This is a genomic window from Streptomyces sp. NPDC001536 (assembly GCF_042894505.1).
Classification (GTDB): Bacteria; Actinomycetota; Actinomycetes; order Streptomycetales; family Streptomycetaceae; genus Streptomyces.
Map to the genome: position 1 here is coordinate 102999 of NZ_JBIAVQ010000003.1, position 11295 is coordinate 114293.

An 11295-nucleotide genomic window follows, 5' to 3' on the forward strand; every position below is an offset into this window, starting at 1 on the left:
GAACCGTCAGCGCCCGCCCTGGTCGCCCGTCCGCCCCGGGAGGTCCTGCTCCGCCCAGATGATCTTCCCGGACCGGGTGTAGCGGGTCCCCCAACGGCGGGTCATCTGGGCGACCAGGAACAACCCCCTGCCGCCTTCGTCGGTCGTCCGCGCATGGCCCATCCGGGGCGAGGTGTTGCTGGCGTCGGACACCTCGCAGATCAGCTTGTCGTGCCGGATCATCCGCAGCCGGACGGGCCCGGTGCCGTGCCGGATGGCGTTGGTGACCAGCTCGCTGACCACCAGTTCCGTGGTCATCACCAGGTCGTCCAGCTGCCATCCGAGCAGCTGGCGGGTGACCAGTTTCCTGGCGCTCGCGACGATCTCCGGATCCGTCGGCAGGTCCCACGAGGCGACCCGTTCGGCGCCCAGCGCGTGCGGGCGGGCCAGGAGGAGGGCGACGTCGTCGGTCTGCGGGCCGGTCAGCAGCTTGGTCACGACCGCCGAGCACAGCTCCTCCGGCGGCAGGCCGGACTGCGCGAGCACATCGCTGAGGCGGGACAGCCCGACGTCGATGTCCTGGTCGCTGCTCTCGATGAGGCCGTCGGTGTAGAGGGCGATCAGGCTCCCCTCGGGCAGGGAGATCTCGGCGGACTCGAAGGGCAGCGAGCCGAGGCCCAGCGGTGGGCCCGCCGGCAGGTCCGGGAAGGAGACCTTGCCGCCGGGGGTGACCACGGCGGGCGGCGGATGTCCGGCCCGGGCCATGGTGCACAGCTGGGTGACCGGGTCATAGATGGCGTAGAGGCAGGTGGCGCCCAGGACCGCCGTGGCGATGGGCTCGTCGTCGCCGCCCTTCTCCTCCGTCAGGCGGATCACCAGGTCGTCCAGGTGGGCCAGCAGCTCGTCCGGCGGCAGATCCATGTCGGCGAGCGTCTGTACGGCGGTGCGCAGCCTGCCCATGGTCGCCGCCGCGTTGAGGCCGTGCCCGACGACGTCACCGACGACCAGGGCGACCCGGGCGCCGGACAGCTGGATCACGTCGAACCAGTCGCCGCTCACCCCGCCCGCGGCATCGGCCGGCAGGTAGCGCGAGGCCACCTCCATGGCGGTCCCCCCGTTGAGCCCCTGCGGGAGCAGACTCCGCTGGAGGGCCAGCGCCGCGGCGTGCTCGCGGGTGTAGCGACGGGCGTTCTCCACCCATACCGCGGCCCGGCCGACCAGCTCCTCGGCGAGCAGCAGATCGTCCTCCTCGAACGGCTGCGGATGTTCCATGCGGATGAAGGTCGCCACGCCCATCACGGTGCCGCGCGCGGACAGCGGCACCCACATCACCGAGTGCATCCCGTACTCCGCGATGCTCTTGGCCCGTGCCGGGTCCTGCGCGATCCACGGGGCGGTGGCCGGGTCCAGGAACGGTTCCAGCACCGAGGTGCCGTTGACCATGCTCTCGAAGTACGGCGAGGAACCGGGGGCGTCGATCAAGTCGCCGGTGGCGACCACCGACTCCGGACAGCCCGCGTGGATCGACTGCTGCCCGGCACGCCGCAGCAGGAACGCGCTGTCGGCCGGCCCCGAACCGGGTTCGTCGCCGTGCAGCACCGCTTCCAGCAGATCGACGGTCACGAAGTCGGCGAGCCGCGGTACCGAGAAGTCGGCCAGTTCCTGGGCGGTGCGCATCACGTTCAGCGTGCCGCCGATACAGGCGCTGGCCTCGCTGAGCAGGGCCAGGCGCTCGCGGGCCCGCCATCTGTCGGTGACGTCCATGCCCATGTAGCAGACGCCCAGCGGGGTGCCGTCGGGGGCGTCGAGCCGAAAGAAGGACGTGGAGTAGGCGTGTTCGTGGTGCGGATCCGCCCAGGTCCAGCCGCGGTACTCGTAGTCGATGACCGGTACGCCGGTCTCCAGCACCTGCCGCATCTTCGCTTCGAGCGCCTCGGTGTTCAGACCCGGCAGCGAGTCCGACATCCGGTGCCCGATCCGCTCCTCGCGCGGCACACCGCCGTAGCGCTCCAGGGTGTCGTTCATCCACACGTACCGCAGGTCCGGGCTGAGCATCGCCATGCCGAGCGGTGAGCGGGTGAGGAAGGCTTCCAGCACCTCCCCGCCGACCGCCCAGGTCGGAACCTTCGACACGTCGATCGCCGATACGAGCCAGGCCTTGCGGTCGTCGGTGTCGGACATCGCGGTCACCCGCAACCCGACCTCCAGCCGGCGGCCGTCACGGTGCCGGGCGCCCACCAGGCCGACCCGGCTCTCCCGGGCCCCGCACGCCTGCGCGACCTCGGCCGCTCGTGCCGCGTCCTCGGGCTGCGCCAGCAACGTGGCGGCGGAGCGGTCGAGGACCTCCTCCGCGCGGTATCCCAGGAGCCGCTCGGCGGCCCCCGTCCAGCCGATGACCGTGCCCTTCGCGTCGATCACCGCGGCAGCCACATCCGCCATCTCGAACGGTCCATGCGTTCCGTCCGGTGGTGCCTCCTCGGGGACCTTCATGACAGCCGTCCCATCTGGCGGGTGGCATATGGGTCAATTCTATGGGCTATCGACCGGCGCTGCTCCCGCCGGACGGCTCGTGGGCCGCTCGTGGACGGCTCGTGGAGCGGCTCGTGGACCCGCTCGTGGGCCGCTCTACTCCTGGCCCTCGCCGGTGATGAGCCGGGCGGTCATCAGCGCCACCAGGATGATCGCGCCGTAGATGGCCTGGATCCAGAAGGACGACACCTGCGCCAGGGTGAGCAGGTTCTCCAGCATGCCCAGCAGCAGGACCCCGAGCAGCGCCCCGGCCAGGGATCCCTTGCCGCCGCTCAGGCTGATGCCGCCGATGACGGCGGCCGCGAACACGGTGAAGATCAGGCCCTGTCCCTGGTTGGCGTTGATCGCCCCGACCCGCCCGGCGATCACCAGCCCGGCCACCGCGGCCAGCGTCCCACCGATGACCAGGACTCCCCAGGCCACCCGGTCGACCCGGATGCCCGCCGCCCGCGCCGCGGGTGCGTTGCCGCCCACCGCGTACACCGCGCGTCCCAGCCGGTGGTACCGCAGCACCCATCCGGCGCCGGCGAAACAGGCGCCGGTCACCCACACGGAGACGGGCACGCCGAGCCAGGTGTCGGACCCGAGGGCCAGGAACGCGGCGGGGGCGTCGAACAGGGTCTTGCCGGACACCATGCCGACCAGGACCCCGCGCAGCACGATGTTCATCGCCAGGGTCACGATGAAGCCGTTGAGCTGGAGCTTGACGATCAGCAGGCCGTTCACGGCCCCGATCAGCGCCCCCGTGAGCGGAATGATCAGCAGGCCGAGCCAGGTGGGCAGTTCGGTGCCGAAGCCCGCCGAGACGGCCGGGATCACGGCCATGAAGCCGAGGGCCGGGGCGAGCCCCGCGATCGACTCCAGCGAGAGGTCCATCTTCCCGCTGACCAGGATCATCGCCTCGGCGAGCACCAGCAGTCCGAGCGCCGAGGAGGCGCTGAGCACGTTCAGCAGGTTGTCCCGCTCCAGGAAGCTCTCGTTGCTGAGCGCGCCGATGACCAGCAGCAGGAGCACCGCGGGGAGCAGCGCGAGGTCGCGGGTCCGGCCCAGGGCGATCGCGCGGACGGGACGGCGGGCGGCTCTGTCCGGCGGCCCGCCACCGGGCGGCGGGCCGGGCTTGGTCGTGCCGCCGTTCGCCGGTCCGCCGTTCGTCGGGCCCCGGTTCGTCGGGCCGTTCGGCGCGGTGTCATTCATGGCCGGTGCCGACCCCTTCGATCGAGGCCACCAGTTCCGCGTCGGTCCAGCCGACGGGGTGCTCGGCGGCGAGAGAGCCGTTGAACATCACCAGGACGCGGTCGCAGCCGCGCAGGTCCGCCAGTTCGTCCGAGACGACGAGCGCCGCGCGTCCCGCCGCCCTGGCCCGGTCGACGACCGCCAGCAGCGCCCGCTTGGACTGCACGTCGACACCCGCCGTCGGGTTGATGAGCACCAGTACGGCCGGGTCGGTGGCCAGCGCCCGGCCCATGACGACCTTCTGCTGATTGCCGCCCGACAGGTCCTTGACCGGCTGGTGCGGGCCGTCCGTCGTGATGTCGAGACCGGTGATCGTCCGCCGGGCGAAGGCGTCCCGGGCCGGGCGCGAGATCACGCCGAGGCGCCCCAGCCGGTCCATGATGCTCAGGGAGGCGTTCTCGGCCACCGACAGTTCCGGTACCAGCCCTTCATGGTGCCGGTCGCGCGGCACACACCCCACGCCCGCCGCGAGCGCCGAGGGGACGCTGCCGGGCCGCGTCGGACGGCCGAGCACCTCGATCCGCCCGCTGTCGGGCCGGTACAGCCCGGCCAGCGCCTCGGCGACCTGCTGGCTCCCGGAGCCCGCGAGCCCGGTCAGCCCCACCGTCTCGCCGGACCGGACGGCGAAGCTGACGTCCGTGAAATGCGGGCCGCTCAGCCTCTCCACACGTACGGCCACGGGCGCGTCCGCCGGCAGTGACCGAGCCGCCCCGAAACCGGGGACCGCGGCCGTGCCCCGCCCACCGGTCATCGCCTCGACGAGCTCGGTCCTGCCCAGCTCGCCCACGGGCGCCGTGGTGATCCAGTGGGCGTCGCGGAAGACGGTGACGGCCTGGCAGACGGCGTAGACCTCCTCCAGGTGGTGGGAGATGTAGAGGAAGGTGATCCCGGCCCGCTGCAACCGCCGGACATGAGTGAACAGGCGGTCGATCGCCCGGCTGTCGAGCTGGGCGGTCGGCTCGTCCAGGACGATGAACCGGGTGCCGCGGGAGATCGACCTCGCGATCTCCACCATCTTGGCGTCCTCGACGCTGAGCCGGCCGGCCGGCGCGTTCTCGTCGACCTCCACACCCCACGCGTCCAGCAGCTCGCGGGCCGCCGCGCGCATCCGCCGCCAGCTGATCACTTGGCCGCGCACCGTCGGCTGCCGGTTGACGTACAGGTTCTCGGCGACCGTCAGGTCGGGGATGATCGTCGACTGCTGGTAGACGCAGGCGACCCGCCGCTGCCACGCCTCACGGTCCGCCGGGTCGGGCGCGGGTTCGCCGTCGAACAGGACGACACCGCGGTCCGGGCGCTGCATGCCGGTCAGGATGGCCACCAACGTCGACTTACCGGCCCCGTTCCGGCCGACCAGGGCGTGCGACTCACCGGCTCGGACGGTGAGTCGCGCGTCGTCCAGGGCCACGGTGGGTCCGTAGCGCTTGTGGATGCCGTGGGCTTCGGCGAGGGGGTGGGGGGTGGTGTCTTCGGCGTGGGGGTCAGTGCGGTGGCCGGTGCCATCGGTGTGGGGGTCAGCGCCCTCGGCGTTGGGGCCTGGCGTCTCGTTCATCGCCCTCTCGCTTCCTGAGCGGCCCGCGCAGGCGGACTTCCGGGGTTCAGGAGCTCTTGCCGATCCGGTTGCCCCACAGCGACGCGTCGTCGACGTTGTCCTCGGTCACCAGCGGTGCAGGGAGCTGGTCCTCCAGGATTCCGCTGGGCAGCCGGACGATGGTGCTGTCGTGGTCGGTCGGGCCCGGGCGGAAGGTCTCGCCCTCCATGGCCCGCTTGATGTAGTAGATGCCGTACTTGGCGTACTCGTCGGCGGGCTGGGAGACGGTCGCGTCGATCTGGCCCTTGCGGATCGCGTCCAGCTCCTGCGGGATGCCGTCGTTGGAGACGATCACGATGTGTCCGGGGCGGCCGGCTGCGACCAGCGCGTCGTGCCGCCGCAGCGTGCTCAGCGTGGGGGCCAGATACACCCCGCCGGACTGCAGATAGATGCCCTTGATGTCAGGGTTGGCGGTGTACAGCGCCTCCAGACCCGCCGCCGCCCTCTCCGCCTTCCAGCCGGCGGGAATGTCCAGCACCTTGATGCCCGGGTAGTTCTTCTTGACGCACGCGCTGAACGACTCCGACCGGTCCCGCCCGTTGACCGACGCCAGGTCGCCCTGGATCTGTACGACCTTGCCCGTCTTCACCGCGTCGCCGATCTCCCGGCAGGCCTTCTCCCCGAAGGCCCGGTTGTCGGCCCGGACCACCATCGCGACCTTGCCCTTGTCCGGCGCCACGTCGACCGCGACCACCGGCACGTCCTCGCGCTGCGCGGCGTTCAGCCCGGCGACGATCGCCGCGGAGTCCAGCGGCGAGACGACCAGGCCCTTCACGTCCTGGGCGAGCAGGTTCTGGATGTCGGTGAGCTGTTTGCTCGGATCGGAGTCGGAGTTCACGGTCTGGAGCACGCGGACGTCCTGGGCGGCCGCCTGCTCGGGGATGTAGGAGTCGTACGACTCCCAGAACGGCGAGGTGAGCAGCGGCAGGACCACCCCCACCTCGCCCGAGGCGTTGTCGGTGGTGCTGCTCGTACCCCCGCCGCAGGCGGTGAGGGCCGGCCCGCAGCCGAGTGCGAGGGCTGCTCCGACGGCGGCGATGCGTCGCTTCATGGTGCTCGGCTCCGAGTGGATGGAGGGTTCGATGTCGGCCAGTGGCCGGTCGCGTCAGTGGAAGGAGTCCGGATGTCGGCGGATGCCCTGTATCCCTCCGTCCACGGCGAGCGCCGTCCCGGTGGTGGCACCGGCCAGCGGCCCGGCGAGATAGGCGATGGCGTCCGCGACCTGCTGGGCGGTGACCAGACGGCCGGTGGGCTGGCGGGCGATGAGCGCGGCGCGTTCGGCCTCCGGGTCGTCGGAGTGTTCGAGCAGCCGGTGCACCCAGGGGGTGTCCACGGTGCCCGGGGTGACGCAGTTGACCCGGATGCCCTCGCCGATGTGGTCGGCGGCCATCGCCAGGGTCAGCGCGAGCACCGCGCCCTTGCTCGCCGCGTACAGCGCCCGCTGCGGCAGCCCGGCCAGCGCCGCGACCGAGCAGGTGTTGACGATGGCCGCGCTGGGCGAGCGGCGCAGATACGGCAGTGCCGCCCGGCTGGTGCGGACGATGCCGAGGACATTGACGTCCAGTACGTGGTGCCATTCGTCGTCCGCGTTGTCCTCGACGGTGCCCCGGGCGCCGATCCCGGCGTTGTTGACCAGCACGTCCAGGCCGCCGAACAGCTCCGCCACCCGCTTCACCGCGTCGGCCACCGATACGGCGTCCCCGACATCGGCCCGCACCGGGTGCAGCCGCGCGGGCACGGTCCCGGCGCTCCGGTCGAGCACCGCCACCCGGCACCCCCGCGCGGCCAGGGTCTCGGCGGTGGCCAGACCGATCCCGGACGCACCGCCGGTGACGACCGCGGCCAGCCCCTGGAACTCCTCCCCGCTGTTCATGCCGGGGTGCCCTCGGCCGGGGGCACGCCGTCCGGGACCCGCCAGGCGGCGCCGCCGGGGAACGCGTACGCGGCGAGCGACTCGGGCCGCATCGCCGAGCTGAATCCGGGGGCGGTCGGGGCCACGTACCGCCCCCGGACGATCACGGCCGGGTCGAGGAAGTGCTCGTGCAGATGGTCCACGTACTCGATGACCCGGTCCTGGACGGTGCCGGAGACCGCCAGATAGTCGAACATCGCCAGATGCTGCACGAGCTCGCACAGGCCCACCCCGCCCGCGTGCGGGCACACGGGGATCCCGAACTTGGCCGCGAGCAGGAGGATCGCCAGGTTCTCGTTGACTCCCCCGACCCGGCAGGCGTCCAGCTGGAGGAAGTCGATCGCGTCCGCCTGGAGCAGCTGCTTGAACATCACCCGGTTGTGCACATGTTCGCCGGTCGCCACCCGCACCGGCGCCACCTGCCGGCGGATCTCCGCGAGACCGAGAACGTCGTCCGGACTGGTCGGTTCCTCGATCCAGTACGGGTCGAACTCCGCCAGCCGCCGGACCCACCCGACCGCCTCCTCGACCCCCCAGCGCTGGTTGGCGTCCAGTGCCATCCGCACCCCGGGTCCGATCGCCTGCCGCGCGGTACGGCAGCGCCGCACATCGTCGTCCAGGTCGGCGCCGACCTTGAGTTTGATCTGCTCGAACCCGCTGTCCACGGCCTCCCGGGCCAGCCCCGCGACCTTGCCGTCCGGGTAACCGAGCCAGCCCGGGGACGTGGCGTACGCCGGATACCCCTCGGCGAGCAGCCGCGCCTCCCGCTCCCGCATCCCGCCCCGCGCCCGCCGCAGAATCCCCAGCGCCTCATCGGGCGTCAGCGCGTCCTCCAGATAGCGGAAGTCGACCAACGCGACCACCTGCTCCGGCGCGAGATCCGCCAGCAGCTTCCACAGCGGCTTCCCCTCCCGCTTCGCGTACAGATCCCATACGGCGTTCACCACGGCCCCGATGGCCATGTGCACCACGCCCTTCTCGGGCCCCAGCCACCGAAGCTGGCTGTCGCCGACGAGCGAGCGCCAGAACCCCCCGAGATCGGCCAGAACCTCCCCCACCGAAAGGCCCACCACATGCGGACGCAACGCGTCGATCGCCGCCACCGCGACCTCGTTGCCCCGCCCGATGGTGAAGCAGAACCCATGCCCCTCCACCCCGTCCCCGGCATCGGTCCGGACGATCACATACGCCGCCGAATAATCCGGATCGGGATGCATCGCGTCCGATCCCTCCAGCCGACGCGACGTGGGAAACCGGATGTCACAGGCGTCCAGCGCCGTGATCCGCCCCCGCGTCGGGTGGGGCCTCATGGCAGGCGGCTCATCGACGTCATCGGAAGGACTCCACAGACTCAGGCCAGACGGCAAGCTCGGATACCCAAATGACTCTATATCGCCCAAATGACCCGAGCGCATCGCGCGCACGACTGTGTCTCCCAGGCCTGATCCCCATCGCCACCAGCACGACGGCCGGGCGAAAAACAGAACAGCGGCTCCCCGAAGGAAACCGCTGGTCACATATGGAGCCGCCTTCGGGATTCGAACCCGAGACCTACGCATTACGAGCCCGATAGGGATCGTGACGAGGTGTGCCACGCGATCGTGTCAGATCCTGTTTTCGCAGATCAGGGCACTGATCACAGTCCCGCTGCTCCTACGCTGTGTTGCACCGTCCACAGGCGTCCGCGTTCCCCTTGCGCTCCCCGCCCCTTCGGCAGGGCGATGAACCGGCCTACAAGCACGGTAGCGACACCATCGTCGCACGGCTTGTCGAAATCCCACACACGAGACCGATCACCATCATCCGTGGCCTCCCCGCCCACACGCCTCACGCTGACGAGCGCAGTGCCACGCGCAGCAACAACAGCTCGACGGAAGGCCGCCTCCTTGCGCCTCGGGCGGGACAGCCGCCGTCTCGTTGACGCCTGGGGGCCCTGGTACGTCGATGTGGAGCAGCTTGAGCAGGTCGGCGGCGACGACCCGGTAGGCGTTGCCGAGCCGCAGGACCGTGCACGGATACCGGCCACGCTTGGCAAGGTCATATCCCGTAGTACGACTGAGGGACAGCGCACGGTTCGCCGTCTCCAGGTCCACGGCCGCCGGCAGCGCAAGCAGCTCCTCGCGCGTCAGCCCACGAGACGCATCATCGCGTTTGGTGATCACAGACCATCCGTACCCCGCGAGCCCGCCCGTCACCTGCCTCCGTCCAGGCCACACTGTGCGCGGCGACCGTGGACGCCTCACCCTCAACGACGCGTTCACACCACAGCCCAGACCGATCGTGCCGCAGCCGCCTGTACCGGCTGTGTCGCTACCTGACCAACTGCGGTGCGGGACCTCTGCCCGGCGGGCAGCGTGGTCGGCCGGCCGGCGTGTGGGGGATGAGGGCTGGACCGATGGTGCGGTTGCCCAGGGCGACGGCGGTGTCGGCGAGGCTGAGGTGATGTCGGGCGGCGCGGTCGGCGAGGAGGCGTGGCGGCCTGGGGGATGGTCGCCTCGCGGTAGGCGGCGATCATGCCTTTGGCGGTTTCCAGGGTGGCTTTGGCCGCGATGGCGCCCTGGATACGGGTGGTGATGTCGTCGTGGCGGGGTTCGGTGTCCCAGTGCATCAGCGACAGGGCGTCCGCGTCCGTCAGCACCTGGTCGAGGTCCAGGTCGTCTGGCGGCAACTGCGCTGGAGTTCCTCCATCATGTCGGCTGAAGGGCGCCGTAAGTGGGTGGCGCTGACCTGGTTTCGCTCACTCCCACTGATACTCCTCCACCGGCCATGTGGACACGAGGGTGGAGCGGGCCGCGCCCCAGCCATGACGGCGTGCTGCCCGCACGATGTCCTCCGTGTCGTCGATCAGGGTGATCGCTCCAGCCCCGGCGACGCTCGCCACTTGAGAGAAGAACGCGGGGCTCGGTTTGCTGTACCCCTCCCGCTCGGAGTTGATGACCAGATCGAAGATCTGCGGGAACCCGTACCTGCGTTCCCAGATACCGAAGGAGGCCAGTGGGCCGTTGTTGGCCAGAACGCGTGGCTGATCGAGGGGCATGGCTCGCAGGGCTCGCCAGAAGTACGGATTCGGGCCATAGGCGTCTGCCACGAAGTCCGCCTCCGGCAGCGGGCCGGTACGCGCTCCCCAGGCGTCCTGGGAATCCCAGAACCCGTCGCCAACTTCCTTCCAGGTACGGCGGCCCAGCACCACACCCACACAGTCGAACACGGTGAGTCGCGTGGCTGCGGCTCGCGAGCGTGCGTCACGGGTGCGCCGTGGGACGAAGACATCGGCAGGAGCACGGAGTCGCACGCCTGGGGAGGGAACCGGCTCGCGCATCGGCTCGCGCCGAGATGTCACAGCCGGAGTCACGTCGAAGCCCCAGCGCAGCGAGGCCAGTTGGTGCAGGTCGTAGTCGGACAGCCGCGTGGGGCCGGTGAGGTGGCGAACGCCACGGTCTCCCCTGCCGACCAGGCCGAGCAGTGACCGGATCACGTCCGGGGCGTAGGAAGGAGCCGCTGTCTCGTTGTCGGCCGCCTCGAACGTGTGGAGAGCGGCGAAGGAGTGCGTGGGAGTGCCGTCGTCGTCGAACGGAGCAGAGACGCGCACCACCAGAGCTCCGGGTGCTGCCGACAGGACGGCGCGCTCGCCTTCGAGCTTCAGATCTCCGTAGGGGGAACCGGGTCGCGGTTCGGCGTCCGCATGGACCGGCCCTTCCTGTGCGAAGACGCGGTCGGTGGACAGGTAGATCAGTTGACCGGCGACGCGGGCCAGATCGCGGGGGACGGCTACATCGATTCGGCGGGCCCACTCTCCCCTGCCCGTTCCGGAACTGACCGTGGTCGGGAAGCTCCCACCGAGTTCGGCGGAGTCCGCGCAGTAGTAGACGGTCTGGCCGTGGACTCGTGCGAGAAGGACGGCCAGGGCCTCGTCGGAGTGCAGGTCCACTTCCAGGGCACCGCCGCCTCCCGGCCCGGTGACGGTGGTGACCGGGCCGGGAGTGTGTCGTGCGAGTTCCCGTGCGAGCCTGCTCCCGAGAAAGGTGTCCGCTCCCACGACCAGCGGCATATC

Annotated in this window: 7 protein-coding genes and 1 pseudogene; all 8 read right to left on the reverse strand. The window is 70.8% G+C overall.

Annotation, left to right across the window (positions count from 1 at the left end):
- Positions 1-6: 6 nt before the first annotated feature.
- Positions 7-2469, reverse strand: coding sequence for a SpoIIE family protein phosphatase (locus tag ACFY0U_RS09420; protein ID WP_388632657.1), 2463 nt, complete (start codon positions 2467-2469; stop codon positions 7-9).
- A 135-nt stretch (positions 2470-2604) separates the two neighbouring features.
- The gene (locus tag ACFY0U_RS09425) at positions 2605-3702 is read right to left on the reverse strand and encodes an ABC transporter permease (RefSeq protein WP_388632660.1); all 1098 of its coding nucleotides are present in this window, start codon (positions 3700-3702) and stop codon (positions 2605-2607) included.
- Positions 3695-5293 carry a sugar ABC transporter ATP-binding protein gene (locus ACFY0U_RS09430; RefSeq protein WP_388632663.1) on the reverse strand — a complete coding sequence of 533 codons (1599 nt, stop codon included), beginning with the start codon at positions 5291-5293 and terminating at the stop codon, positions 3695-3697. The genes ACFY0U_RS09425 and ACFY0U_RS09430 overlap by 8 nt, the downstream gene beginning before the upstream one ends.
- Positions 5294-5339: 46 nt before the next feature.
- Complete coding sequence (locus ACFY0U_RS09435) at positions 5340-6383, reverse strand: sugar ABC transporter substrate-binding protein (RefSeq protein ID WP_388632666.1); 1044 nt, start codon at positions 6381-6383, stop codon at positions 5340-5342.
- A gap of 54 nt (positions 6384-6437) precedes the next feature.
- Positions 6438-7205, reverse strand: coding sequence for an SDR family NAD(P)-dependent oxidoreductase (locus ACFY0U_RS09440; RefSeq protein WP_388632669.1), 768 nt, complete (start codon positions 7203-7205; stop codon positions 6438-6440).
- Entirely contained in the window at positions 7202-8554 is a 1353-nt protein-coding gene (locus ACFY0U_RS09445) for an L-fuconate dehydratase (protein ID WP_388632671.1), read from the reverse strand. The genes ACFY0U_RS09440 and ACFY0U_RS09445 overlap by 4 nt, the downstream gene beginning before the upstream one ends.
- A 639-nt stretch (positions 8555-9193) precedes the next feature.
- Positions 9194-9406, reverse strand: a pseudogene (locus tag ACFY0U_RS09450) (hypothetical protein); the annotation flags it as partial.
- A 575-nt stretch (positions 9407-9981) separates the two neighbouring features.
- Positions 9982-11292 (reverse strand): sugar nucleotide-binding protein, encoded by a 1311-nt coding sequence (locus tag ACFY0U_RS09455; protein WP_388632674.1) that lies wholly within the window; start codon positions 11290-11292, stop codon positions 9982-9984.
- Positions 11293-11295 lie beyond the last annotated feature (3 nt).

Bases quoted from the DNA above. Each gene is read 5' to 3' on its own strand.
- ACFY0U_RS09455 (WP_388632674.1), bottom strand. From the start codon at position 11,292: ATGCCGCTGGTCGTGGGAGCGGACACCTTTCTCGGGAGCAGGCTCGCA.
- ACFY0U_RS09430 (WP_388632663.1), bottom strand. From the start codon at position 5,293: ATGAACGAGACGCCAGGCCCCAACGCCGAGGGCGCTGACCCCCACACC.
- ACFY0U_RS09420 (WP_388632657.1), bottom strand. From the start codon at position 2,469: ATGAAGGTCCCCGAGGAGGCACCACCGGACGGAACGCATGGACCGTTC.
- ACFY0U_RS09425 (WP_388632660.1), bottom strand. From the start codon at position 3,702: ATGAATGACACCGCGCCGAACGGCCCGACGAACCGGGGCCCGACGAAC.
- ACFY0U_RS09435 (WP_388632666.1), bottom strand. From the start codon at position 6,383: ATGAAGCGACGCATCGCCGCCGTCGGAGCAGCCCTCGCACTCGGCTGC.
- ACFY0U_RS09440 (WP_388632669.1), bottom strand. From the start codon at position 7,205: ATGAACAGCGGGGAGGAGTTCCAGGGGCTGGCCGCGGTCGTCACCGGC.
- ACFY0U_RS09445 (WP_388632671.1), bottom strand. From the start codon at position 8,554: ATGAGGCCCCACCCGACGCGGGGGCGGATCACGGCGCTGGACGCCTGT.